Origin of the sequence: Undibacterium sp. SXout20W, assembly GCF_049340285.1 — a bacterium.
GTDB lineage: Bacteria > Pseudomonadota > Gammaproteobacteria > Burkholderiales > Burkholderiaceae_D > Undibacterium.
On the sequence record NZ_JBMPPH010000006.1, the window covers coordinates 109030 to 134604 of the forward strand.

Sequence of the window (25575 nt, forward strand, 5' to 3'; positions counted from 1 at the left end):
TTACTGTCTTGCTTACTGTCTTGTTTCTGTCTCTTTTTTCTGTTTCGCGTAAAAGCAAAACAGTGGCTCAACATCGCAACAAGATGGTAGCAAACGCCACCTCAATTAAATTGACTGAAGTCCGGCTTACGCTTCTGGAAGAAGGCCATAAAGGCTTCTCTCGCTTCAGGCGCATTGAGCATGGCGGCAAAATGTTGATTTTCCTCGGCCATTTTTGCAACGATTGCCTGAGGTTGCGACCCCTTCATCAGGCGTTTTGTGGTGCGGATAGAAGCGGCAGGCAATGCCACCAGTTTTGCCGCCACTTGCCGCGCGTACGGCAACAAATCAGCGAGCGGCAACACTTTATTGACGAAGCCCATCTCAAACGCTTCTTGCGCGCTGAATGCCTCACCTAACATCAATTTTTCCGCAGCACGCTGATAGCCAACGATTTGTTGAAAAACCATACTTGAAGCAAATTCAGGGCACAGGCCTAACTGCGTAAACGGCATCGATAATTTTGCGTTGTCCGCCAGATAAATCAAATCGCAATGCATTAGCAAAGTGGTACCGATACCGACCGCTGCGCCTGACACCGCCGCAATCACTGGCTTGCCAGAATCATTCAAGGCTTGCATGAATTGGTACACGGCTGGAACACTGTCTGGCTTTGCCATACTGCCGGCATTTTTCATGAAATCTTCGAGATCGTTTCCCGCAGTAAAAATTTCAGGCTTACCAGTAATTAAAATTGCTCTTACTGTTGCATCTGTCTCCGCATCGCGCAAGGCATCAGCCATGGCCTGATACATGGCTGCTGTTATTGCATTCTTCTTTTCCGGACGATTAAAGCTGATTGTCAGCACGCCATTTTCTTTTTGGGTCAGGATATCTGTCATGGTTGTCTCTTCTCTTATCGTTTAGGCCAGCTCTTAAAACACGCCCTATTGTAACGCGTCATGTGACGACACGCGGTGAGGCTGATTTGTAAAAAAACCGCACAAGGTCTTGTGCGGTTTTTGATGGTTAGACCACTTTACATTTCCAAACGAATTACATACGTTCAAAAATACCAGCGGCACCCATACCAGTACCTACGCACATTGTCACCATACCGTATTTCAGGTTATTGCGATGCAAAGCATGGATTGTGGTAGCGGAACGAATTGCACCTGTTGCGCCCAGTGGATGACCCAGAGCAATCGCGCCGCCCATCGGATTCACTTTTGCAGGATCGAGACCCAGATCTTGTACCACTGCCAGAGACTGCGCCGCAAACGCTTCGTTCAGTTCAAACCAGTCGATCTGATCTTGCGTAATACCTGCTGCGCGACATGCTGCCGGGATCGCTTCTTTAGGACCGATACCCATAATTTCTGGTGGTACGCCACGGACTGCGAAGGAAGCGAAACGTGCTAATGGTGTCAAGTTGAATTGCTTCAGGATTTTTTCGCTGACCAGTATCAATGCGCCTGCACCGTCAGAAGTTTGAGAGCTGTTACCAGCAGTCACACTACCTTTGGCAGCAAACACGGCTTTGAGCTTCGCCAGTCCCTCTAAAGAGGTATCTGGACGTGCGCCTTCATCGCGCGTCACGGTGCGAGTTTTGAGTTCGATTTCGCCAGTCAACAAGTTAGGCACGCGGTCGATGATGTCAACAGAGGTTGTTTCTGCATCGAAGTAGCCAGCATTTTGCGCAGCGATTGCACGTTGGTGAGATTGTAAAGCGAATGCATCTTGCGCTTCACGGGATACTTTCCATTGTTGCGCGACTTTTTCAGCAGTTAAACCCATACCGTAGGCCATGCCGACGTTTTCGTCTTGCAGAATCGCCATATTCATCGATGGGTTGCTACCCATCATTGGCACCATGGACATGGATTCCACACCGCCAGCGATCATCACATCAGCCTGACCAACACGAATGCGGTCAGCTGCCATCGCCACAGCAGTGATACCGGATGCGCAATAGCGGTTGATCGTAACGCCACCGATCGTATTTGGTAAACCAGCCAGCAATACGCCCATACGCGCCAGATTCAGGCCTTGTGCGCCTTCTGGGAAAGAACAACCAATGATCGCATCTTCAACCAGCTTAGGATCGAGATTAGGCACTTGTGCCAGCGCTGATTGCATGACACGTACCAGCAAATCATCTGGGCGTGTGTTGCGGAACATACCGCGACCAGATTTACCGATCGGTGTACGAGTAGCAGAGACGATATACGCGTCTTGAAGTTGTTTAGTCATGTTATGTACTCCGATTAGTTACGTACTGGCTTGCCAGTTTGCATCATGCCCATGATGCGCTCTTGTGTTTTTGGATGATTCAGCAATTCCATAAACGCTTTACGCTCCATGTCGAGCAACCATTGTTCGCTGACCAAACTGCCGTTGTCGATGTCGCCACCGCAAACAATTTCTGCAATCATCTTGCCGAGTTTATAGTCATGTGCAGAGATAAAGCCACCGTCACGCATATTGATCAATTGCGCAGAAATCGTCGCGATACCGTGACGACCAGTCACAGGCACGAGTTTCTTCATTGGGGCACGATAACCAGCGTCAAACATCGCGCGCGCTTCTACTTTCGCTACATGCAACAGTTCGTATGGATTAAATACAATCACATCGTTCTCAGACAAGTAACCCATTTTTTTCGCTTCAAGCGCAGACTTGGATACGGCTGCCGTTGCTGCGTTGGTGAAGTAGTTTTTCAGGAACTGCAACAAATCAGTACCTTTAGCATCCGCTGCAGCACGAACTGCCGCTTCTTTCAAGCCACCACCGCCAGGCACCAGACCAACACCGACTTCAACCAAACCGATGTAGGATTCGATCGATGCGACGCGTTTTGCTGCGTGCATCAACAATTCGCAACCACCACCCAATGCCAGACCAGAAACCGCTGCCACAACTGGAATATTTGCATACTTCAATCCCTGATGCGCGTTTTGCAGACGTGCAATCGCTGGTTCGATGGCTTTCACGCCGCCGGACATAAACAATGGCAACATCGCTTGCAAATCAGCGCCAGCAGAAAACGCGCCGCCATCGGCTGCATCCGCACTCCAAATGACCAGACCTTTGTAATTCTTCTCGGCTTCGGCAATCGCTTTTTCCATGCCTTCGATCACGCCAGGGCCGATCACGTGCATTCTAGTTTTCAGTGACAGGATCAGCACGTCATCACGTTGTGCTTCTGTACCTTGATGCCAAAGTCGAACGGACTCATCTTCAAAGAACGTTGTACCAGCGTTGGCACCAGTTGCTTCGCCTGTACCCAGTACTGGCGCACGGAATGCCTGACGGTCATATACAGCTAGCGTGGAGCGTGGAACGAATGTCGATTGACTTGCAGACCAGGAACCAGCAGAAGTATGTACGCCAGCATGTTGTGCGACTGGACCTTCAAATACCCAGCTTGGCAACGGTGTGTTGCACAATGCTTTGCCAGCATCAATGTCTTCTTTCACCCAGTTAGCGACTTCTGCCCAGCCAGATGCTTGCCATGTTTCGAATGGACCCACATTCCAGCCAAAGCCCCAACGCATCGCGAAGTCGATATCGCGGGCATTGTCAGCAATCGTTCCTGCGTGAACAGCGATGTAATGGAACGCATCACGGAAAATCGCCCATAAGAATTGCGCTTGTACGTGAGTCGATTCACGCAAGGTCTTCATTTTCTTGACAGGGTCTTTTTCTTTCAACATGCGTGCTACGACGTCGTCAGCTTTAGCACCGCCGGTCACGTATTGTGCTGTCGCGAAGTCCAGACGCTGAATGTCTTTACCTACTTTTTTGTAGAAACCAGCACCAGTTTTAGAACCTAATGCACCTGCTGCAACCAGTTTCGCCAATACTTCTGGTGTCTTGTAGACCGCGAAGAACGGATCATCCGCCAGATTGTCTTGCATGGTTTTGATCACATGACCCATGGTATCGAGTCCAACAACGTCTGCGGTACGGAAGGTACCAGAGGATGCGCGACCCAGCTTTTTACCGGTCAGGTCATCAACGACGTCCACTGTGAGGCCGAATTTTTCAGCTTCATAGATCGTTGCCAGCATACCAAAAATACCAACGCGATTCGCGATGAAATTTGGAGTGTCTTTCGCGCGGACAACGCCTTTACCCAAGGAAGTCGTCAGGAAGCCTTCGAGTTGATCGATGATTTCTGGACGTGTTGCCACCGTTGGAATCAACTCAACCAAGTGCATGTAGCGCGGTGGGTTGAAGAAGTGGACGCCGCAGAAGCGTGCTTTTAATTCTGCATCAAAACCTTCAGACAAGGCTGTGATGGATAAACCAGAGGTGTTCGACGCAAAAATCGCGTTTGGCGCGATGTGCGGGGCCACTTTTTTGTACAGATCATGTTTCCAGTCCATGCGTTCTGCAATGGCTTCAATGATCAGATCGCAACCAGCGAGCACGTCGAGGTTGTCTTCGTAATTAGCAACTTCAATCAGCGCTGCGTCGTCTTTGTTACCGAGCGGTGCTGGATTGAGTTTTTTGAGATTGTCAATTGCGCGCAAAACGATGCCGTTTTTTGGGCCTTCTTTTGCTGGCAGGTCAAACAATACAACTGGTACTTTGGCGTTAATGCAATGCGCTGCGATTTGCGCACCCATCACACCAGCACCGAGCACGGCGACTTTTTTAACGATGAAATTGGTCATGGCTTTTCCTTGTTTTAGTCTCTGACTGCAGGAGACGCGTTGCGCCACCCTGCCAATCTGAGAGTGAAGGTGTGCAAGCACACCCTACGGTTACTTACATCAGAACAAATCAGCTTCGAGGGACAGCAAATTGGCAGAGCCAGAACGTGCCTGACGAATCAACATCGCTGTTTCTGGGTACAAACGTGCAAAATAGAAACGTGTTGTTGCTAATTTTGCTTTGTAGAATGTATCGCCAGAAGATTCTTTTTCAAGTGCCAGTTTTGCCATTTGAGCAAAGAAATAGCTATACACCAGATGACCAACTACACGCAGATAAGGAACAGCCGCTGCACCCACTTCGTCTGGGTTCTGGAATGCTTTCATACCAATTTCCATCGTCAGCTTGGTGACTTTATCGCCCAGTTCGGCCAATGGAGTCACGAATTCAGACATCGCTTCATTGGTGCCATTCGCTTCCACGAAAGCTTGTACTTTTGCACCGAATTTACGCAGTTTTGCACCGTTGTCCATCAAGATCTTACGGCCTAACAAATCCAGTGACTGTACTGTGTTTGTACCTTCGTAAATCATGTTGATACGTGCATCACGAACGTATTGTTCCATGCCCCACTCAGCAATAAAGCCATGGCCACCGTACACTTGCAGACATTCTGAGGTTGCGGTCCATGCATTGTCAGTAATAAAAGCTTTGATGACTGGTGTCAGCAACGCAACTTCATCAGCGCAATCTTTACGGACTTGTTCGTCAGGATGATTCAGTTCTTTATCCAGTTGCAGAGCAACGTAAGAACAGAAGGCACGTGCACCTTCAGCATAGGCTTTTGCTGTCAACAACATGCGACGCACGTCAGCGTGAACGATAATCGGATCGGCTGGTTTTTCTGGTGCTTTAGGACCAGACAAGCTGCGCATCTGGATACGGTCTTTTGCATAGACCAGCGCGTTTTGGTAAGCCACTTCAGTCAAACCCAGACCTTGCATACCAACGCCCAGACGTGCTGCGTTCATGAACACGAACATTGCGTTCAAACCTTTGTGTGGGCCACCGATCAACCAGCCGGTCGCGCCATCCAGATTCATCTGGCATGTGGAGTTACCGTGGATGCCCATTTTTTCTTCGATCGCGCCGCAGAAAATCGGGTTACGTGCACCGTTTGTTCCATCTGCATTCGGCAGGAACTTAGGAACGATGAACAGGGAAATACCTTTTGAACCTTCTGGTGCGCCTGGCAAACGTGCAAGCACCAGATGGACGATGTTGTCAGACATATCGTGCTCACCAGCGGAGATGAAAATCTTCGCGCCGTTGATTTTGTAGGTGCCGTCTGCTTGTGGTTCAGCTTTGGAACGCAGCATACCCAAGTCAGTACCGCAATGTGGCTCAGTCAGGCACATAGTACCTGTCCACTCGCCAGAGATCAGTTTAGGCAAGTACAAGGATTTTTGCTCGTCAGTCCCATGCTCATGGATACATTCGTAAGCACCGTGCGACAAGCCTGGATACATCGTCCATGCCTGATTTGCAGAATTCATCATTTCATAGAATGAATTGTTCACGACCAGTGGCAAGCCTTGACCGCCGAAATCCGGGTCGCAAGACAATGCAGGCCAGCCAGCTTCGACGTATTGTTTGTAGGCTCCTTTAAAGCCTTTTGGTGTAGTAACTGTGTGGTTACTCTTATCGTGGTGGCAGCCCTCGCGGTCACCGGAGTGATTCAGCGGGAACAAGACTTCGGAAGTGAATTTGCCGCCTTCTTCCAGAATCTGGTTGATGATGTCTGCATCGGTATCAGCATGCTTAGGCAATTGCTTAAGTTCCGATTCAACATTCAATAATTCATGCAACACGAACTGCATATCACGCAATGGAGCGATATATTGACCCATGATTTTCTCCTGACGGCAAAGTTAGACTAGATGAGGAAACAGATGTTTCAAAATTTTCAAAATTGACGCTGACGTTGCCTATTTACGCAACGACAGGCGCATAACAATCGATCATTCGTTCAAAACCAGCTTGAGCCCTGTCAACGCTACCTGGTTTGCGCAAAAATCGCGCATCGTGGTGCAAAGCCAGTATCAAGCCATACATTTCATACACAATCTGGTCGGCATCCACGTCTTGGCGCAAATGGCCAAGTTGTATCGCCTGACTGGCGGCACGTTGTAAAGCGCCCTGCCAGGCTTTTACCATTCCGACTAATTCATCACGGATAGGTCCTGGCCTGTCGTCATATTCGGCAGCGCCGCTGATATAAATACAACCAGAAGCAATTTCTACCGTGACGCGCTTAATCCACAACGCAAACATCGATTGCAAACGTGGCAAGCCACGCTCTTCTTTCATACTTGGATAAAACACTTCTTGCTCAAAGTGGTGGTGGTACAACTTCAACACTTCTATTTGCAAATCTTCACGCGAACCAAAATGGGCAAACACGCCGGATTTGCTCATGTTCATTTTGTCGGCCAGCAAGCCTATGGTGAGTCCTTCAATGCCGTCACGACTGGCGGCGTCAAGTGCTACATCCAGGATGGCTGCGCGGGTCAACTCCCCTTTACGCATGAATTTCGATGTCATATTCATATTACTGTGTCTATATTGAAATGCTTCACATTCACATTAACAACATGTAAATCAGTGAATTAATCGAACGCTCGTACTATTATCTACGGCGCACTAAAAGTCAAACCAGATTTGCCCATTAGAGGAGAGTATCTATTTGTTTTGAGAATTTTTACCATATGAACCTGCCTACTCCACCAATTCTTTCGGCGCAACAAGGCAAATTTCTGCTCTCAAAATTGTGTCTCCCAAAAATGACGACAGCTTTTCATCTTTTGGTCTAATTTCATTCCTCAGCTTTCTTTCATTTATCACATCTCCTTTATTTTCCAGATACGGCAAAAGATGCCCATACCGATCTCCCGGCAACTTCTTAATCCACAGCAAAATAACCAAGACGAGATTTCTTGCTTGCCGTTTTGTTAGCCAAAGGCATCAGCATATTTGACAACCTGTGAATTATTCGCGCGCCGCATCGATTTGGCGCCGATCACGTTTGGTCGGTCGACCTTGGAGTTGAGCAGTTGGTTCACGGAAATATTTTCTATCCTCGGCTGCTTTTTGACGCCTTTCAAGGCTCGCAGAGGTTTCTTCGTACATCGTTTGAGCGACGGTTGCCGAACCTCGTACGTCCAATATACGGATGACCTTCACTTCCCAACGTTGCTCGCCATGATGGATTTCAAGGATATCACCTGGCTTGACATCATGCGCCGGCTTGATACGTTGCTCATTTTGCAAAACACGACCCAGGTCAACGGCGTTGGTTGCAAGGCTTCGCGTTTTAAAGAATCTGGCTGCCCACAGCCATTTGTCCAGACGTGTAGTGTTACTCATGGAACTTGCTACCTGTTTTCAATTTTGTAGAGATAGTGCAAAAGCGAAGAAATTCATTGATGAGACACCGCAGCTCTACTTCTGAAAGAGCGTAATCTTTTGTATTTGAAGCCGAGACGACGTAAATCAACATCTGAACGTGTAACAGAATGATAGCTCGTCAAACGTGCCTGAGAACTTAGGTACACACGCATTTTAGACATTTCCGTACGTTCATTCTATTTTGAAGCAATGTATTGCAGACAAAGGGCAAATACAAGGCATTTATACGCTTGCCAAGGCTCACGACTGGAATATCCATCGTGCAACGCAACAATTGTGCCGATAAGCAAGCACCTAATCGGTAGCGACGATTTAAATACATGTCTTCAAGTCAAGAAGAGGTGAATCTTCAAAAAGAATAATTGTATAAAAACAACAACAAAAAATTTCTCCGTATCAACCAATAAATATCTATTTAAGCAATATACCTTTAAGAAATTTAATTTTCTTTTACAATTAACGCCATGCCAATGACAAAGAGCTACAGACTCCCAAAGCTCCAAAATACACTGGCTGCGATTAATTAACTGATTAGTCATCAACCAGATAGACGCTCTCTACAAGAGCCAGGGGTCAACATGCCAAAAAATGCTGTCCGGGACCTGCTTCTCAGCAATTCTTTACTGTCCTTCGATGAGATCATGCAACTCTCGCCAGTTGGCATGGCGTTACTGAACTTTGACGGCACGTACGAATCGGTCAACGATGCCTATTGCAACATTTATGGCTATACCAAAAAAGAAATGCTTGGTAAGTCATTCACGATGGTATTTCAGGAAAATCTCCGGGCAACCATTCTCGAATTACACCAACGTTTTTTAACGGCCGGTGCAGCGCTTGGCGGCGAATGGGACGTGGTAAGCCGGGATGGTTCAATTTTGCATGTTCTGAGTGAATCAGCATTAGTCACGGGGACTGATAATAAAGCGCGCAGGTTGGTGTATCTGATCGATATCACCGCCAGAAAAAACATGGAACGCGAGCTTGAAGCCTCGCATCTGTTTGCACATTCTATTTTAGACGGCCTCACAGCGCAGGTTTGCGTGCTAGATGAAAAAGGCGCCATACTACTTGCCAATCGCGCCTGGATTAATTTCCTCATCGCTCATGGTGGCGATCCAGAACGCGTGATCAAACAAACCAACTATCTCGATCTGTACAACGAAAATACAAAAAGTATGCCGTTTGCACAAAAGCTCCATCAAGATAAGAGTTTTTTTTATCAGCACCTACTCAACGTATTAGCGGGAAACCAGGATTACTTTGAAGTCGAATATCCGGTGCACTCTGCGGATGCACATCGTTGGTTCATCGCACGTGTGGCGCGTATCCAGGGCACCAATCCGGCGCGAATTATCGTCTCTCACGATGACGTTACGGCGTTGAAATTGATGCAGGAAGAATTGCATGAATCGCTGATTTTTACCCGCAAATTGATCAATTCCATGCAAGACGGTTTTACGGTCTTAGATCGTAACGGCAAAGCAATTGAGGTCAATCCAGCGTTATGTCGCATGACCGGATTTCGCGATTCAGAATTGCTTTCTGAAAATGCGTGTTTCCCCTATTGGACAGAAGAAAAAAATGAAAGAATATCCACTCTGCTAGAGCGGCTTCAACGCGGCGCTGAAGGTGAAATCGAGGTCACCTTAATACGTAAAAATGGTAATTTTTTCCCGGCAAACATGACGCTCTCCTGCGTCAGGGATGACAATGGTCAACCGATCAATTACATCGCTACAATCAAAGACATCACAGAGCGCAAACGCATGGAAACTGATGTCCATCGCCTGGCCTTTTATGATCCGCTCACCAGTTTGCCGAACCGGCGATTACTCCATGACCGTATTGAACAAAGTATTGCCACAGGTAAACGTAGTGGCAACCACGCCGCATTACTCATGATCGACTTAGACAGTTTCAAACCTTTGAATGACAACTTTGGCCATGATGTCGGCGACCTCTTATTAATCGAGGTCGCAAATCGTCTTAAATCTTGCGTAAGAGAAATTGACACTGTGGCAAGATTTGGTGGCGATGAATTTGTCGTCATCATTAGCGAATTGCATCCCGAAAAATCATATGCAAAAAATCTGGTCAACGTGATCGCTGAAAAAATCCGCATGGCACTTTCCACGCCTTATCTGATACCGATTCAGTATGATGGCAGACCTGATTATATTGAGCACCGATGCTCTGCTAGTATTGGCGTTGCACTCTATCAAGCGCTCAATAGCAATGAATCACAAATCATGAAATGGGCAGATCAGGCAATGTATCAAGCCAAAGAAGATGGTCGGAACCTGATTCGATTTTATAATGATATAGGTAACTAAAAATACAAGCCACGCTGACTTACCTATATGGCCCTTTTAGCCGTAACTACCGAAGGTTACTAATCGCATCAACACCCGGTAAACCAGATAAGCAACACCGTACCATGCACGCTTGTACCATGCCTGATTGGCATAATCTTCCATGAACACCTCGACGCCGTCTGCGATGCCACGTTGCAGCTCGGCAGTTAATTTGGTCGTAAAAATTTTGTCATGAATAACAATGTTTGCTTCATGATTAAGAAATAAACTTAGTCCATCAAAATTACTAGACCCGACCGTTGCCCAGTCTTCATCGATAACTGCCACTTTCGCATGCAACTGAGTTCTTCGGTATTCGACAATACGTATGCCTTTCCCTAATAATTTTGGGTAATACGAATGGGCGACCGCATCTTGCAAGACAAACTGGCCAACGCCAATTAATAACACTACTTCCACGCCACGTGACGCAGCAGCAATTAGTGCGCGTCTGAATTTTCTGCCAGGAGCAAAATATGGCGTGACCAAAATAGCTCGTTGATGTGCGTTTCCCAACGCATGCAAGTAGGCTTTTTGTATTGTTGCGCGATTACGTAAATTATCACGAACCACCAAGGCGGCACGGCTTAACGCTGAATGTGCACTACGGGCTTCTTTTTGCAAATCGCGCAGCAACGCGATCCTTGACATCAAGCCAAGCCGCCCTGTTTTTCGCCATTGCGCTTCGACTTCAAGATGCACATAAGCGACAAGTGGACCCTGAATGTGTACGGCGAAATCCCATCGCGGAAACGGTAAAATCTGCTCCCACCCATCGTCAGAAATTTGATCATCAATGATATTTAAACCGCCAACGATGGCAATTTTTTCATCCAATACAGCTATTTTTCTATGCGTGCGTGCCAAACCGCGTCGAAACCAGGGATTAAAACATCGGCACTGGACACCACCGTCAATGAGCAACTGAGTCAGGTGCTGCGCTTGATGACGACCACTACCTAACCAATCGATCACTACTCGCACGGTGACGCCGCGTTTTGCTGCCGCTATTAAAGCCTCACGTACCGTTAATGCGGTGGGATCATGGGAAAACAAATAGGTTTCGAGATAAATTTCATGTTGCGTCAGCTCTATTGCATGTAGCAATGCAGAAAAATACTCGCCGCCACAATGCAAGAGTTGCACCTCGTTACCATCAATGTATTGTAATTTACCCATAGGCTAAATCTGCCGTTCGACCATTTCAAGATTCACGGTAATCGGCACATGATCCGACAATGCGTTCCAAGGAGTTCCCTTCATGACCAGGGCTTGTTGCACCCTAAAACCGCGCAGATAAACACGATCCAGACATAGCCAGGGGAATTGTGCTGGAAAGGTACGTGCATGGATACGGCGCGGTGGCTGCAAATAGTCACTCAAAACGGCACGCACAGATGCTTGCCTTATCACATTACCAGCAGATTCAGCAGCCTCTGCAGCGTCAAATGCCTCAACAACGCCCAGCTGTTGATATAAGGTGGTACTCAAACGTTGATTCCAGTCGTTAAAATCACCCGCGATAATGACTGGAGAATCTACCGGCGTATCTCTGATAATGGTATTGACTAAGGCTTGGACCTGGCGACGACGGCTGGCTGCAAATAACCCCAGGTGAATCACGAAACAATGCACGGCGACCGTATTGACCTGCACCACGGCATGTAAGATGCCGCGTTGCTCGTAAGCATGATCAGAGACATCGTGATTAATCAATGAAATGATGGGGTAACGACTTAACAAGGCATTACCATGATGCCCATGTGCATAAACGGCATTCATCCCATAGGCAACATGATGCGATTCACCGGCAAGAAATTCATGTTGTCCGGCATTTGGCCAGAGTGGATGCTTTTTCGCATGATTGTCATGCTGACCTTGTACTTCTTGCAAAAAAAGGAGATCTGCGTCAAGTGACGACAGCGCCTCTTTCATACCGTGTATCCGTGCCTGACGCCCGAATGCACTGACACCTTTATGCATGTTGTAGGTCGCGATCCGTAATTTCACACCTTGATCCGATCAATGAAAGTGACGTCAAAGCCGACTGGACAATTGCAAAATGGCTTCAGCGTTAGAAGGAGAAAAACATTGATCCGCAGCCTCCTGCCAAGGCATCCACCGGTATTGCAAATGTTCTCGCGGTGCCAATGTAACTGCCAGTGGCGAGCTCACACATAAGCCAAAGACATGTTCTGTATTATGCGTTACCCCAGGCGCATATCGATGGCGCCACACAGGATAAATCTCATAAATGTTTGATGTTTGCCAATCATTGAGTAAAAATTGGCTGGCATCAATTCCGGTCTCTTCGAATACCTCTCTGCGGGCGGTATCTGACAAATTTTCTTCGAGACTATCTTTGGAGCCCGTTACTGATTGCCAGAACCCAGGTTTATCAGCGCGTTCTAATAACAAAACCTCCAACTGAGGTGTATAAATAACGACGAGTACCGATTCAGGGATTTTGTATGCGGGCATTTTTTTGAAACAGAACAGTGCGGATGGAGCTCTATTTTAGCGTCTTTAGAAGTTTCATATTTTTATCATTGTATTGCAATAATAATTCATCAGAAATTACGCCACAGACGTAAAAAAACCTGCTGTTTTTAACGACCAGCAGGTTCTATGTTTTACGTCCGAAAAGTTGATTTAATGTGGTATTTATTTTTCAAAGTAAGTACCAACACAAACCATTGTTTCGCCAGCTCCGTGCTCGCAATACGACTTTTTCAGCTCGTATGACTGGTTCGCTGGATTATTAAACTTGTAAGGGCCGTACCATCCTTTCGAAGATGACTTAACCAGATCAATCATCCCTTTAATAAACGCATTACCATCGACGTCTTTCATTGCAAGGAGATTTTTTCCTACCATTTTTGCGTTAGCGCCTTGAGCAACGCAAGTGCCATCAAAATTATAAACAAAAACGTAGAGGTCCTTTTCTTTGAATGCGCCATCTGGATGTTCAGTAAAGACCTTGTAGGCCTTTTCAGGTCCCGCAGACTTCACTAATGCCACGGCTTTTTTTACCATTTCTTGGGCTTCAGCTTCGGTACCATGTTCGGAAGCCATCACGGCGGAACAACTTAAGGTAAAAATGGCTGTGGCGGCGAGTAACTTGGACATGCATGTCTGGTATTTCATACGAACTCCTCAATTGACCAATAATTTTAATGGATTCATTGTAGGTTTCTTTGCGGCAAGCTGCAGCAAGATTAGTCCTGATGACACGTAATTTGACCTATTTTTTAATGTTGCGACGCAGCTAATGCAACAAACAGTGTCGTTGTAGCAATTAAACTTTTGACGCAATCTTCGACGGTGTCGGTATGCTTTCACACGGTAGCTTATAAAAATTCTCGTCAAAAACTTGATTTCAAATAAAAAAAGCGAAGCCGCAGCTTCGCTTTTTATTCATTCAAAACCGCGAGATTTTACGCTTTGATTACCGGCTCTGTCGCACGCAAACGAATATGCAATTCGCGCAATTGCTTTTCATCGACAGCGGATGGCGCTTGCGTCAACAAACATTGTGCACGTTGCGTTTTCGGGAAGGCGATCACGTCACGGATGGACTCGGCGCCGGTCATCATTGTCACGATACGATCGAGACCAAATGCCAGACCACCATGCGGAGGCGCACCATATTGCAACGCATCCAGCAGGAAACCGAATTTCAGTTGCGCATCGTCGTCGCTGATTTTTAAAGCACGGAATACTTTACTTTGTACATCAGCACGGTGAATACGGACAGAACCACCACCCAGTTCCCAACCATTCAAGACCATATCGTAGGCTTTAGCGATACACTTACCTGGATCAGTTTCCATCAGATCTTCGTGACCATCCTTTGGTGCTGTGAACGGATGATGCGTCGCGGTCCAACGATCGTTTTCCTCGTCGTGTTCGAACATTGGGAAGTCGATCACCCACAATGGACGCCATGCATCTTCGAACAAGCCATTTGTTTTTCCGAATTCGCTATGACCGATCTTCACGCGCAACGCGCCGATCGCATCATTGACCACTTTCGCTTTATCTGCACCGAAGAAAATCAAGTCGCCGTCTTGCGCGCCAGTTTTTTCCAGAATCTGCGCTAGTGCTGCATCGTGGATGTTTTTAACGATCGGAGACTGCAAACCATCACGGCCTTTTGCCAACTCGTTGACTTTGATGTAAGCCAGACCCTTGGCGCCATAGATCGCGACAAATTGCGTATAAGCATCAATCTCTGAACGTGGCATGTTGGAGCCACCTGGAACACGCATACCCACCACGCGACCGTTGACCATGTTGGCCGCGCCTGAGAAGACTTTGAAATCAACGTCTTTCATGACGTCAGTCAATTCTGTGAATTGCAACTTCACGCGCATATCTGGTTTATCGGAACCGTACAGACCCATCGCTTCAGCGAAATCCATCACTGGGAATGGGTTTGGCAGATCAATATCGAGCGTGTTTTTGAAGACCAGACGGATCATGTTTTCAAACATGTCGCGAATCTCTTGTTCCGACATGAACGAGGTTTCGCAATCGATCTGCGTAAATTCTGGCTGACGGTCAGCGCGTAAATCTTCATCACGGAAGCATTTAGTGATTTGGTAGTAACGGTCAAAGTTAGCTACCATCAGCAACTGTTTGAATAATTGTGGCGATTGTGGCAACGCAAAAAATTCACCGGCGTTGACGCGAGAAGGTACCAGATAGTCACGTGCGCCTTCTGGTGTGGATTTAGTCAACATTGGTGTTTCAATATCGATAAAACCGTTTGCATCCAGGAACTTCCGCACTTCCATCGCCACTTTGTAACGTAAACGCAAGTTGTTTTGCATTTGTGGACGACGCAAATCCAGGACGCGGTGAGTCAGACGTGTGGTTTCAGACAGGTTGTCATCATCGAGTTGGAACGGCGGCGTAACGGATGGGTTCAGAATTTCAACATTATGTGCCAGCACTTCGATTTTGCCGGATTTCAGGTTGGCATTGCCAGTTCCTTCTGGGCGCGCACGAACCAGGCCTGTGATACGCAAGCAGAATTCATTTCTGACGGACTCAGCAGCAGCAAACACGTCTGCACGGTCTGGATCGCAAACAACCTGCACCAGACCTTCACGATCGCGCAGATCAATAAAAATCACACCGCCGTGGTCACGACGGCGATGCACCCAGCCGCACAGGCTAACGGTTTGGCCGAGTAATTCCTCAGTAGTGAGGCCGCAGTAATGGGTACGCATGGACATATTTCTTACCTGTCTGTATTCAAAATTAAAAATGGTTTGAGAGGATTAATTGGGTAAATCAACCTGTCAATTATTTTGGTGGAAGATGCTCGGGAGCCACCACGCCCATGGAAACAATGTATTTCAGTGCCGCATCGACGCTCATATCGAGCTCGATCGCTTCATTTTTTGGCACCATCAAAAAGAAGCCAGACGTCGGGTTCGGTGTCGTCGGGACATACACGCTGACATACTCGCCCTTCAAATGGTTCACGACGTCGCCACCAGGAACACCCGTCAAAAAACCGATGGTCCAGGATCCATGCCGTGGATATTCAATCAGCACCGCTTTGCGGAACGCGTTACCTGAAGATGAAAACAACGTGTCAGATACTTGCTTCACACTAGAGTAAATCGAATTCACGATAGGAATGCGGTTCAATAGTGCTTCCCAGATTTTTACAACATAATTGCCGATAAAGTTTTGCGCCAGCAAGCCGGTCAGAAAAATGATCAACAAGGTCAGTATTGTTCCCAATCCAAGAAACTGAAAACCGACTAATTTTTCAGGACGCCATGCCGGCGGCAGCAGCAATAATGACTGATCCATCGTGCTGATGACAGCATGCAACACCCACAGCGTAATCGCCAAAGGTACCAGTATCAGCAAGCCAGTAATAAAATATTTACGCATGATGATGAACTCTTTGGTAAGTGGATCGTGTTTGATTTAAAAATCGCATTAATCTGAGCTGGACGCCGGTGCCGGTGCCGCTGGCGCTGTTGGTGTCGCTGGTGCCGCTGGTGTGCTGGCAGCCTCACTTGCACCCGACTCAGTCGACGCCACGGCAGGTGCTGCCGTACCCGTCGTCGCAGCGGAACCGGTGCCACCCCTAAAATCCGTTACATACCAGCCAGAACCTTTCAATTGAAAGCCAGCTGCCGTCACCTGCTTCTTAAAAGCCGACTTGCCACAGGACGGACACTCCGTCAAAGGTTCATCGGAAATTTTTTGCAATACATCTTTGGCAAAACCACACTCGTCACAACGGTAAGCGTAAATCGGCATACTCTCGCCCTAAAAAAACTGATAAAACCCTGAATTATAAAGGTTTTCAGTGGAGATTTGCGCATTGCATCAAAAGCTTTCAGGCAGCGGCTGCTTTTCGTGTGTATTGTGGCAACAACGACCCTAAGACCATACCCACGGCGCTCATCACCAAACCGACCAATTGTGGTGGCCAGTATCCTTCTGGTGCAATGACTTCCAGCAAAACCCAGAAAGTGACGCCAAAGATAATCGAGACTAAACCACCCTGTGCCGTTGATCGCTTCCAATACAAGCCAAATGCTAAAGGAACGAATGCCGCCACCAGCGTAATTTTGTACGCATTCTCCACCATCTTGTAAATACTGGATTCCGTATTCATAGCAAACATGGTCACAATTGCAGTAAAAACAAGCACCACGCCCCGCATCATGCGCAAAAATTGTTTGTCAGTCTGCTGCGGGAAGAACGGTTTTAAGATGTTTTCAGAAAAGGTCACTGAGGGCGCGAGTAAAGTTGCACTTGCACAACTTTTAATAGCGGACAATAAAGCACCAAAAAACATCACCTGCGCCAACATCGGCACTTTAGTCATGATCAATGTCGGCAAAATCAATTGTGAATCTTTATCGATCAGGCTGTTCACCATACCTGGATCTATCAAGGTAGCGGAGTAGGCGAGGAACATTGGAATAAACGCAAAGCAGAAGTACAACACGCCACCAAGTATTGATGCATTTCCAGCAATTTTTTCATTCTTAGACGATGCCACACGTTGAAATACGTCTTGCTGTGGAATCGAACCCAGCATCATCGTGATCCAGGCAGCGAAGAACCACAACATTTCCCGTCCTTCCGGCTTGGGCCAGAATTCAAATTTGCCAGCGTTCGCTGCGTGTGAGATCACCGCACCCGCGCCACCAACCATACCGGACACTTCCCAACCGATATAGATCATGCCGACCACAATGATAATCATTTGTAAAAAGTCAGTGATCGCAACCGACCACATGCCACCCATGAGGGTATAAATCAGCACACTGGCAGCACCAATAATCATTCCGGTATTCATTTCAATATATCCGCCGGAGACGACGTTAAATACCAAACCCAGGGCCTTAATTTGCGCAGCAACCCATCCCAGATACGACACCACGATACACAGCGTTACCAAAATCTCAACGATACGGCCAAATTTATTGCGGTAATAGTCACCAATCGTCAGTAAATTCATGCGGTACAGTGGTTTAGCGAAAAATAAACCGACCAATACCAAGCACAGCGACGAGCCAAACGGATCGGCAACGACACCTTTAAAGCCTTCTTTGACAAAAGTAGACGAAATTCCTAACACAGCTTCGGAACCAAACCAGGTTGCGAACACTGTTGCAGTGACCACGTACATGGGTAAAGAGCGCCCGGCCACAGCGTAGTCCTTGGAGTTATTCACATAACGTGCCGCATACAAACCTATACCAACCGAGATAACCCAATACAGAATAACGAACCAAATAAGAGTGTTCATGAATTAGTAAATGCAAGAAGGTCAATAAAAAACCCGCAAAATGACAATGCGGGTATTCCACGGGCTTGGTCGAGAACAATTCATCAGTGGGCGCTTTGCATGCAGACATCCATGATCTGCCACCAATGAGGCCAAATTAGGCTGTGTTTAACGATGTTTTCCCAATAATTGCAGGAGTTTGAAGGAGAATTTCACGTGGCGCAATAGAATTCAGCCAATTTTTTGGAGGACTTATTTGGGCGTCTTAATCATGTCGTTTGTCACACCCTTGCCAGCGTCGTTATTGACGTAAAAAAAATCAAAAGAACGCCGGCTTGATAAGCACTTCCTCACCATGATTTACGATCTGAAGTTGGTTATTGGCAATGTGAAGTTGGTATCAACACAGTCAGTACAAATATCAAACGCCTGCGAAATTAATATCATTAAATTAATTTTTTCAGTACAGGTTGATGCAAATGAGTCCAGCGAAGAACCCCGTTGGTATGTACTTATGCACAATCTTATCCACAGTTTTAAACGATATGCCCACAGCTTATCAACAATATCTTGATAATACGGTGAAAATCTACGTGATAAAAAAACTATGAATAGAGATTCACATTCACCCCGACCGTCAGATTCGCTGCAACTGGTGGTCGCACCGCATCGGTACTCACTTGATTTTGCAATGGTGACGACTCATTTGAACCCTGGTTAGCAGAATCGCGTGATATGGCTTGGTAGTCTGCTGCATGGTGAGTTGCATTCACTGCCTTAGGCGTAGCAACTTGCTTGAGCGCGTTAGCCTGACTTGCTTGTATTGTTTGCTTGATAGCACTTATTTTGCTTGAGATTTCCGAAATTTGTTGTTTGCCTTCTGGCGTATTTGCAGAACTGCAGTTGACGCAATCAGACAACTGACGCTGATATTGTGCCAATTGTGCTTGCAGCTCCCCGGCAGAAGCTGCGCTATCGGTGGTCACTGACGTCGTCGCAGATGAGGCCGAAGTGGAAGCTAAAGTAGAACTGTCAATCGCCTGTACCATGTCGTGCTCCTGATCTAGTTGAGGATCGTCGATATTTCTCACGCCAACGCTAAGAAAAACACAACGATCTCCTACTTTGTCGATCAGGAGCAGCAAACCTTACACAACTATTTCAAATTTTGCCGACGATCTGACATCGTTGGCGAATTTCAAGCGGCTTACACTTGTTTGATGCATTTTTATGCATTTTTATGCAATTTTTTTGCAATTTTTTTGCATTTTTAATGCTTGTTTTGTGCATCTTTTATTTTTGCTCTAACTGCTGCTTGACCAGCTTAGCGTCAGCGCTGGCGGTCCAATCAGCAATGCCTTTGGCCATAGAAACAAACTCACTAGGCATCATGATGATGGTGGTGGTATTTTGCTCGGCGCCAACTTCGGTAATCATCTGCATGCGACGAAGTTCCAAACCAGCGGGATTTTCCATGATCAGTCCAGCAGCTTCACGCAATTTAAGGGCCGCTTCCAATTCAGCCTCCGCTTTGATAATACGGGCCCGTTTTTCGCGCAGCGCCTCCGCTTCTTGCGCCATTGCTCGCTGCATAGACTCTGGAATTTCGACATTCCGCATTTCCACACGCGTCACTTTAACGCCCCATGGTTCAGTCGCGGTATCGATGACTTTGCGCATGTCAGTGCCAAGACGCTCCTGCTCTTTTAACACGTCATCTAAGGTATGACGGCCAATCACATTGCGCATTGACGTCAACGCCACTTGCACCACTGCGCCGCCGACATCCACGACTTCGATCACTGATTTAATCGGATCGGTCACTGAATACCAGATCACGACCGTGACTTTGACGGGTACATTGTCTTTGGTGATCGTTTCTTGCTGGTCAACGGACGTCGTAATGGTGCGGATATCCACCATTTTCTGCCATTCTATGGCGGGAATCAGCCAATATAAGCCTGGTCCCCGAATTCCTCGTAATTTACCAAGTCGAAATACGACGCCACGTTGATATTGGTTTGCTACTCTGAAACCGAGCAACACAAAAGCAAGGACAATAAAAATAAGAAAGAACATAATATTTGGCTTTCAAGGAATTCGCTGGGATAAATGCAATTTGCACAAATAATGCAATTTATGTAATTTACGCAATTTATGTAATTTGTGCAATTTTTGTATGAGCAACTTAACTTTGCATTCATGAAAAATGTGCCGCAAAGCAAGACACTAAAAAGAGTGCATTCCTATCAAGCGAGCAAGTCACTGCAAATCAGTCAAAAGATCAAATTACCCATTGACTGATCGACCCGTGCAAAAACTTACTACACTTGCAATTAGTGAGTGATGCCGCCAGAAACGTGAATATCGTGCGCAGTATGCAAGCTGGTTTCAATGATCAAGCGTATTGCTTTGGTCATGGTAGTAACGGCCATACTTGCCATACCAGGATGTGCAGCCGCTTGCTTTGGTGCATACGGAACGTGGACAAAACCAGCACGCTTTACCGTGGGGTATTGAGGTAAAAGATGCATAAGACCATAAAACACGTGGTTACAAACATAAGTACCCGCCGTATGGGAGACCGATGCCGGAATACCTTGTTCGTGCAACGCTTCAACGATGGCTTTGATCGGTAAGCTACTAAAATAACCGACGGGACCATGTTCGATGACTGCTGTATCAATCGGTTGTTGACCGGCATTGTCAGGGATTCGTGCATCGTTGACGTTAATTGCGACACGTTCAACCGTGACATCAACCCGACCTCCAGCTTGCCCCAAACTTAACACCAGCTCCGGTTGGTGCTGTTGTATTGCCTGCTCTAATACCTGCAAACTCCGATCAAATTCACAGGGTAATTGCAAGCTCACAATGATTGCCCCATCCACGATTGCACCATCCAGCGCAACCACGGCATCCCAGGAAGGATTCGTGGTCTCCGCAGCAAATGGTGAAAAACCAGTCAGTAAAATTTTACGCATTAATTTACGCATTGATAACACCAAGCTTCATTTAGAAAAAGCAAGAAAGTACATTAACAATATATTGCACACTAATACTAGCAACGCCGTTGGTATCTGCGTTTTTATCACGAGATATTTATCCTTCAACTCCAATAATGCCGCTGGTACGATATTGTAATTCGCCGCCATTGGCGTCATCAGCGTTCCGCAATACCCTGAGAACATACCGATCGCCACCACGGCCGCCGGATTGGCATGTTGCCCGATGATTAAGAACGGCAATGCAATTCCCGCGGTCATGATAGGAAAAGCGGCAAACCCATTCCCCATGATCATGGTCATCACCGCCATCCCCACGCAATAGGCAACAACGACCCCTATGCGGCTATCAGGATTGACAAACAGAGCAACCAAGCCTTGTATCGCTTGGCCAGTATGAGCGGCCAGAAAAACGCCTCCTAACATAGCGAGTAACTGCGGTAACACCAATGCCCAGCCTAAAGCATCGATCAAACGGCGCGATTCGCGCACGGCTTGTAGCGGAGTGCCGCGTGTCACAAGACAAGAAAAACCTAAGGCGCACATACAAGCCAGTATCAGCGCTGCCAAAGTAAGATTTTTCTGATCGAGCAAATACCAATCACCAAACTGAATTTCTTTACCAAATAAAGTTAAAAGAACAGTGATCAACGGGATAGATAATGCGGGCAAAAAAATCTTCATGCCGATTTTTTTGAGCTTATCCTGAAATTGTTGATCTGGGACAAATGCATGTTGACCAGCGCCCAGAAAATTCAGCCCGGCGATCAGAGCAAGAACTAAGACGATGACGCCATTGATACGAAATGCCAGCGTTTTTCCGAGTTGCGCGACCATCAAATCACCGAACAAGAAACTGGTGCTGAATAAGAACCAAAATAACCCGGTTGTCCAACGCTTGGGATTGGAGGCATCGCGCCAAGTCAATCCTGCGACCAGAAGTAAAATAAAACCGATGACATAAAAGACGATATGAATATTAAACAGGCTATTCATCATGCGCTCGCTTTCAGAATCGCTTGCTGCGCGTCACGCCATGCATGCACTTCTTTCGCAATTTTTGCATCGAGTCGGGATAGACGTACCAGATGAATCAAAAGTGCGGCAATTGCGGTCGGTAAGCCCCATAAACCGACAGTCAGAGGCTCGATCTGGCCAACACCATTGTCTTTCAAAAAAGTCGTCATTAATAACACTGCGCCAAACGCGATAAACACATCCTCACCAAAAAACAACGCAATGTTGTCACAGGCTGCGGCGTGGGCTGCAATCCGGTCCCGCAATTCTGGAGGAAGATCGCCATAGGCCTTTTGTGCAGCGCCTTCTGTCATCGGCACCAGCAAGGGACGTACGGTCTGCGCATGGCCACCCAAGCTGAGCAATCCCATCATCGCCGTCAATTCACGTACAACAAAATACAACATCAGAATTCGCCCCGTCGTGGCACTGCGTATTCCCCGGACCCACTCTTGTGCGCGCTCTCGCAAGCCATAGTGTTCTAATAAACCGATAATCGGCAAAATCAAAATCGAGCTGGAAAGTTGGCGGCTGTTTAAAAATTTCTCGCCAAAGGTCTCTAGTAGTACACCGACGTCCATCCCAACGGCCAAGCCAGTGACCAATCCGGCCAGCGTGACGACCATCAGTGGGTTAAAGCGGAAGGCAAAACCCAAAACAATGATGGGTATGCCGATTAAGGGCAAATACTGTTGTACATCCATATTTTTGTCTCCAACGATATTATTTTTATAAATCACCAAACATCACTCATGCTAGCGAATATGGTGAAGGCATGGGTTGCACCTACCCTACAAATGCATATTTGCCATTTGTGTTTTGATCTAATTTAAATCTACGTTAAATCTACTTTAAATCTGTTCTTGTTCGATCTCAGACTTTTTTGGACTTTCTGAGTGATGAATTGAACATAACAGAAAGTAGCCTGAATTTCTACGAAATCGATTAAACCATAATATGTAGGGGTATCGCCTCGATTTTCCTGTTTTGCGCTAGACTTGCGGGCATTGAATGGAGAAATATATGACGCTTACCGCTGATGTTGTAAAAAACACCTTATTACAAGTGATCGACCCGAATACCAATAAAGACCTGGTGTCGAGCAAATCCGTCAAGAACATCCAAATCACCGGAACAGAAGTCAGCCTGGACGTGGAATTGGGCTATCCGGCAAAAAGTCAGCTCGAACTCATCCGCAATCTGGTCACTGCCGCCTTGCAGAATGTGCCAGGTATCACCAAAGTCAGCGTCAATGTTCAGGCAAAAATTGTCGCACATGCGGTACAGCGCGGTGTCAAATTGATGCCTAATGTTAAAAATATCATTGCCGTCGCTTCTGGCAAAGGCGGCGTAGGTAAATCGACGACGGCGGCCAATCTGGCGCTGGCACTGGCTGCTGAAGGCGCAGCGGTTGGTATTCTGGACGCCGACATTTATGGGCCTTCACAGCCGCTATTGATGGGTATTTCTGGTCGTCCGGAGACGGTCGATGGAAAAACCATGGAGCCAATGGAAAATCACGGTCTGCAAGTATCTTCCATTGGTTTTATGATTAACCCTGACGAACCTATGGTCTGGCGCGGACCGATTGTGACGCAAGCGTTGCAGCAATTATTAACCCAAACCAATTGGCGTGATCTGGATTATCTGATTGTCGATATGCCCCCGGGTACGGGCGATGTGCAATTAACTTTATCCCAAAAAGTACCGGTCACTGGTGCTGTCATTGTCACGACGCCACAAGATATAGCGCTGCTTGATGCGCGTAAAGGCTTGAAAATGTTTGAAAAAGTCGATATTCCTATTCTCGGCATTATCGAAAATATGAGTACACATATCTGTTCAAACTGCGGCCATGCTGAAGCGATCTTTGGCGAAGGCGGCGGTGAAAAAATGTGTGCTGATTTCGGCATAGATTTTCTTGGTCGCTTACCGCTGACGATGTCAATCCGGGAACAAGCGGATGCTGGCAAGCCGACGGTGATTGCAGATCCAGAAGGACCTATTGCAGCGATCTACAAAGATATCGCCCGCAAAGTAGCAATTCGCGTCGCGGAGAAAGCGAAAGATATGAGCAGTAAATTCCCGACAATTACCATCCAAAACACCTGATCATGACGCAGCCAAGCGCATTGGGAGGCGATGAACGCCATTTCATGGAAATGGCGTTGGAAATGGCTACGCGCGCAACCATAGAAACCTCGCCCAATCCTAAGGTGGGCTGCGTGATTGTTAAGAATGGCATCGTGATTGGCCGTGGCTGGACACAAGCAGTTGGTCAGGCACACGCTGAAATACAAGCATTACGCGATGCGGCGGCGAACGGACATGATGTACGCGGCGCAACCGCTTATGTGACCTTAGAACCTTGTAGCCATTTTGGCCGTACGCCACCATGCGCAAATGCCTTAGTTCAAGCGGGCTTACGTCGGGTGGTTGCGGCAATCGAAGACGCGAATCCGCAAGTAGCCGGTCGTGGTTTTGGTATCTTGCGCGACGCCGGTATTGCCGTCGCCAACGCTGCGGATTTTGGTTGGTCAGATCTGGCATCGGCAGCGAAAGAATTAAACGTTGGATTTTTCAAACGCATGGAAAGTGGCACGCCATGGGTACGTCTGAAAGTAGCAGCTAGTCTGGATGGCAAAACAGCGCTGCCAAATGGCCAAAGCCAGTGGATAACGGGCGCGGCAGCGCGGCAAGACGGGCATGTCTGGCGCGCACGGGCAGACGCGATCCTCACTGGCATTGGAACCGTACTGGCCGATAATCCCGCATTAACAGTGCGGGGCATTACCACTCCTCGACAACCAAAAAAGATTATCCTCGATCCACAATTACGTATCAGTCCTGAAGCGCAACTATTCAATGATGCGAATGTCATCATCGGGTGCGCTCAAGAACATGCTGCGAAGCGGGCTTTGCTTGAGGCGCGAGGCGCAGAGGTCTTATGCATCAGCGATCAGCAAGGACGGGTTAATCTACCAGAGTTAATGCTGGAATTAGGACGTCGTCAATTGAATGAAGTACATGTCGAAGCCGGTGCCATTCTGAATGGTGCATTCATTACGCAGGATTGCGTCGATGAACTATTAATTTACCTGGCGCCCAAATTACTGGGAAGTGGTGCTGGCTTATTTTCCTTCCCCGAATTAACCCACGTTGATCAGGCCAAAGAATTAACAATTCATGAACTGACACGCATTGGCGATGACGTAAGGATCTTGGCGCGGTTTAAACGTCGCAATGACGCATAATCACTGGACAGAGTAACTAAGCCGGGCAACGAATCCAAGTAATGAATCCAAGTCACTAA

22 protein-coding genes are annotated in these 25575 nt (G+C 47.2%); 3 read left to right on the forward strand and 19 right to left on the reverse strand.

Annotation, left to right across the window (positions count from 1 at the left end; translation table 11 throughout):
• Nucleotides 1-101 precede the first annotated feature (101 nt).
• The 6 genes from ACO0K1_RS05600 to ACO0K1_RS05625 form a co-directional block, all read right to left on the reverse strand.
• Nucleotides 102-881 carry an enoyl-CoA hydratase gene (locus ACO0K1_RS05600; RefSeq protein ID WP_423023546.1) on the reverse strand — a complete coding sequence of 260 codons (780 nt, stop codon included), beginning with the start codon at nt 879-881 and terminating at the stop codon, nt 102-104.
• A 154-nt stretch (nt 882-1035) separates the two neighbouring features.
• On the reverse strand, nt 1036-2232 hold the full coding sequence (locus ACO0K1_RS05605; RefSeq protein ID WP_186911064.1) for an acetyl-CoA C-acyltransferase: 1197 nt from the start codon (nt 2230-2232) through the stop codon (nt 1036-1038).
• 14 nt (nt 2233-2246) lie between these two features.
• Nucleotides 2247-4661, reverse strand: coding sequence for a 3-hydroxyacyl-CoA dehydrogenase/enoyl-CoA hydratase family protein (locus ACO0K1_RS05610; RefSeq protein WP_423023548.1), 2415 nt, complete (start codon nt 4659-4661; stop codon nt 2247-2249).
• A gap of 99 nt (nt 4662-4760) precedes the next feature.
• A complete protein-coding gene (locus ACO0K1_RS05615; protein WP_423023550.1) occupies nt 4761-6551 on the reverse strand; it encodes an acyl-CoA dehydrogenase C-terminal domain-containing protein in 1791 nt (596 codons plus the stop codon).
• Nucleotides 6552-6633: 82 nt separating this feature from the next.
• Nucleotides 6634-7230 carry a TetR/AcrR family transcriptional regulator gene (locus ACO0K1_RS05620; RefSeq protein ID WP_423023606.1) on the reverse strand — a complete coding sequence of 199 codons (597 nt, stop codon included), beginning with the start codon at nt 7228-7230 and terminating at the stop codon, nt 6634-6636.
• Between the two features lie 459 nt (nt 7231-7689).
• Nucleotides 7690-8067 carry an RNA-binding S4 domain-containing protein gene (locus tag ACO0K1_RS05625; RefSeq protein WP_423023552.1) on the reverse strand — a complete coding sequence of 126 codons (378 nt, stop codon included), beginning with the start codon at nt 8065-8067 and terminating at the stop codon, nt 7690-7692.
• Between the two features lie 620 nt (nt 8068-8687).
• Here ACO0K1_RS05625 and ACO0K1_RS05630 point away from each other — a divergent pair.
• Nucleotides 8688-10445: a PAS domain S-box protein gene (locus tag ACO0K1_RS05630; protein WP_423023554.1), complete on the forward strand. Its 1758-nt coding sequence runs from the start codon at nt 8688-8690 to the stop codon at nt 10443-10445.
• 36 nt (nt 10446-10481) lie between these two features.
• Here the strand turns inward: ACO0K1_RS05630 and ACO0K1_RS05635 are convergent, their stop codons facing one another.
• From ACO0K1_RS05635 to ACO0K1_RS05695, 13 genes are all read right to left on the reverse strand, one after another.
• Nucleotides 10482-11645: a phospholipase D-like domain-containing protein gene (locus ACO0K1_RS05635; protein WP_423023556.1), complete on the reverse strand. Its 1164-nt coding sequence runs from the start codon at nt 11643-11645 to the stop codon at nt 10482-10484.
• A gap of 3 nt (nt 11646-11648) precedes the next feature.
• Complete coding sequence (locus ACO0K1_RS05640) at nt 11649-12476, reverse strand: endonuclease/exonuclease/phosphatase family protein (protein ID WP_423023558.1); 828 nt, start codon at nt 12474-12476, stop codon at nt 11649-11651.
• Nucleotides 12477-12503: 27 nt separating this feature from the next.
• Nucleotides 12504-12947, reverse strand: a complete 444-nt coding sequence (gene nudB, locus ACO0K1_RS05645; protein ID WP_423023560.1) for a dihydroneopterin triphosphate diphosphatase — start codon at nt 12945-12947, stop codon at nt 12504-12506.
• A gap of 183 nt (nt 12948-13130) precedes the next feature.
• Complete coding sequence (locus tag ACO0K1_RS05650) at nt 13131-13613, reverse strand: cache domain-containing protein (RefSeq protein WP_423023562.1); 483 nt, start codon at nt 13611-13613, stop codon at nt 13131-13133.
• Nucleotides 13614-13903: 290 nt separating this feature from the next.
• Nucleotides 13904-15709: an aspartate--tRNA ligase gene (aspS, locus tag ACO0K1_RS05655; RefSeq protein WP_423023564.1), complete on the reverse strand. Its 1806-nt coding sequence runs from the start codon at nt 15707-15709 to the stop codon at nt 13904-13906.
• Between the two features lie 70 nt (nt 15710-15779).
• Nucleotides 15780-16382 (reverse strand): DUF502 domain-containing protein, encoded by a 603-nt coding sequence (locus ACO0K1_RS05660; protein WP_423023566.1) that lies wholly within the window; start codon nt 16380-16382, stop codon nt 15780-15782.
• 48 nt (nt 16383-16430) lie between these two features.
• A complete protein-coding gene (locus ACO0K1_RS05665) occupies nt 16431-16757 on the reverse strand; it encodes an FmdB family zinc ribbon protein (protein WP_423023568.1) in 327 nt (108 codons plus the stop codon).
• A gap of 79 nt (nt 16758-16836) precedes the next feature.
• Nucleotides 16837-18261 (reverse strand): sodium:solute symporter family protein, encoded by a 1425-nt coding sequence (locus ACO0K1_RS05670; RefSeq protein ID WP_423023570.1) that lies wholly within the window; start codon nt 18259-18261, stop codon nt 16837-16839.
• Between the two features lie 584 nt (nt 18262-18845).
• Nucleotides 18846-19289 (reverse strand): hypothetical protein, encoded by a 444-nt coding sequence (locus ACO0K1_RS05675; RefSeq protein WP_423023572.1) that lies wholly within the window; start codon nt 19287-19289, stop codon nt 18846-18848.
• Between the two features lie 244 nt (nt 19290-19533).
• The gene (locus tag ACO0K1_RS05680; protein ID WP_423023574.1) at nt 19534-20319 is read right to left on the reverse strand and encodes a slipin family protein; all 786 of its coding nucleotides are present in this window, start codon (nt 20317-20319) and stop codon (nt 19534-19536) included.
• Nucleotides 20320-20576: 257 nt separating this feature from the next.
• Nucleotides 20577-21224 carry a pyroglutamyl-peptidase I gene (gene pcp, locus ACO0K1_RS05685; protein ID WP_423023576.1) on the reverse strand — a complete coding sequence of 216 codons (648 nt, stop codon included), beginning with the start codon at nt 21222-21224 and terminating at the stop codon, nt 20577-20579.
• 27 nt (nt 21225-21251) lie between these two features.
• Nucleotides 21252-22241, reverse strand: a complete 990-nt coding sequence (locus ACO0K1_RS05690; RefSeq protein WP_423023608.1) for a DUF979 domain-containing protein — start codon at nt 22239-22241, stop codon at nt 21252-21254.
• On the reverse strand, nt 22241-22966 hold the full coding sequence (locus tag ACO0K1_RS05695) for a DUF969 domain-containing protein (RefSeq protein ID WP_423023578.1): 726 nt from the start codon (nt 22964-22966) through the stop codon (nt 22241-22243). The genes ACO0K1_RS05690 and ACO0K1_RS05695 overlap by 1 nt, the downstream gene beginning before the upstream one ends.
• 319 nt (nt 22967-23285) lie before the next feature.
• On the opposite strand from ACO0K1_RS05695, the gene apbC reads away from it, so the two are divergent.
• Both apbC and ribD read left to right on the forward strand, forming a co-directional pair.
• Nucleotides 23286-24374, forward strand: a complete 1089-nt coding sequence (gene apbC / locus ACO0K1_RS05700; RefSeq protein WP_423023580.1) for an iron-sulfur cluster carrier protein ApbC — start codon at nt 23286-23288, stop codon at nt 24372-24374.
• Nucleotides 24375-24376: 2 nt separating this feature from the next.
• Nucleotides 24377-25516, forward strand: coding sequence for a bifunctional diaminohydroxyphosphoribosylaminopyrimidine deaminase/5-amino-6-(5-phosphoribosylamino)uracil reductase RibD (ribD, locus tag ACO0K1_RS05705; protein WP_423023582.1), 1140 nt, complete (start codon nt 24377-24379; stop codon nt 25514-25516).
• The last annotated feature ends 59 nt before the right edge of the window (nt 25517-25575 follow it).

Bases quoted from the DNA above. Each gene is read 5' to 3' on its own strand.
- ACO0K1_RS05690 (WP_423023608.1), bottom strand. From the start codon at position 22,241: ATGAATAGCCTGTTTAATATTCATATCGTCTTTTATGTCATCGGTTTT.
- ACO0K1_RS05650 (WP_423023562.1), bottom strand. From the start codon at position 13,613: ATGAAATACCAGACATGCATGTCCAAGTTACTCGCCGCCACAGCCATT.
- ACO0K1_RS05610 (WP_423023548.1), bottom strand. From the start codon at position 4,661: ATGACCAATTTCATCGTTAAAAAAGTCGCCGTGCTCGGTGCTGGTGTG.
- ACO0K1_RS05630 (WP_423023554.1), top strand. From the start codon at position 8,688: ATGCCAAAAAATGCTGTCCGGGACCTGCTTCTCAGCAATTCTTTACTG.
- aspS (WP_423023564.1), bottom strand. From the start codon at position 15,709: ATGTCCATGCGTACCCATTACTGCGGCCTCACTACTGAGGAATTACTC.
- ACO0K1_RS05665 (WP_423023568.1), bottom strand. From the start codon at position 16,757: ATGCCGATTTACGCTTACCGTTGTGACGAGTGTGGTTTTGCCAAAGAT.
- nudB (WP_423023560.1), bottom strand. From the start codon at position 12,947: ATGCCCGCATACAAAATCCCTGAATCGGTACTCGTCGTTATTTATACA.
- ACO0K1_RS05660 (WP_423023566.1), bottom strand. From the start codon at position 16,382: ATGCGTAAATATTTTATTACTGGCTTGCTGATACTGGTACCTTTGGCG.
- ribD (WP_423023582.1), top strand. From the start codon at position 24,377: ATGACGCAGCCAAGCGCATTGGGAGGCGATGAACGCCATTTCATGGAA.
- pcp (WP_423023576.1), bottom strand. From the start codon at position 21,224: ATGCGTAAAATTTTACTGACTGGTTTTTCACCATTTGCTGCGGAGACC.
- ACO0K1_RS05635 (WP_423023556.1), bottom strand. From the start codon at position 11,645: ATGGGTAAATTACAATACATTGATGGTAACGAGGTGCAACTCTTGCAT.
- ACO0K1_RS05670 (WP_423023570.1), bottom strand. From the start codon at position 18,261: ATGAACACTCTTATTTGGTTCGTTATTCTGTATTGGGTTATCTCGGTT.
- ACO0K1_RS05625 (WP_423023552.1), bottom strand. From the start codon at position 8,067: ATGAGTAACACTACACGTCTGGACAAATGGCTGTGGGCAGCCAGATTC.
- ACO0K1_RS05620 (WP_423023606.1), bottom strand. From the start codon at position 7,230: ATGCGTAAAGGGGAGTTGACCCGCGCAGCCATCCTGGATGTAGCACTT.
- ACO0K1_RS05680 (WP_423023574.1), bottom strand. From the start codon at position 20,319: ATGTTCTTTCTTATTTTTATTGTCCTTGCTTTTGTGTTGCTCGGTTTC.
- ACO0K1_RS05615 (WP_423023550.1), bottom strand. From the start codon at position 6,551: ATGGGTCAATATATCGCTCCATTGCGTGATATGCAGTTCGTGTTGCAT.
- ACO0K1_RS05600 (WP_423023546.1), bottom strand. From the start codon at position 881: ATGACAGATATCCTGACCCAAAAAGAAAATGGCGTGCTGACAATCAGC.
- ACO0K1_RS05695 (WP_423023578.1), bottom strand. From the start codon at position 22,966: ATGGATGTACAACAGTATTTGCCCTTAATCGGCATACCCATCATTGTT.
- apbC (WP_423023580.1), top strand. From the start codon at position 23,286: ATGACGCTTACCGCTGATGTTGTAAAAAACACCTTATTACAAGTGATC.
- ACO0K1_RS05675 (WP_423023572.1), bottom strand. From the start codon at position 19,289: ATGGTACAGGCGATTGACAGTTCTACTTTAGCTTCCACTTCGGCCTCA.
- ACO0K1_RS05605 (WP_186911064.1), bottom strand. From the start codon at position 2,232: ATGACTAAACAACTTCAAGACGCGTATATCGTCTCTGCTACTCGTACA.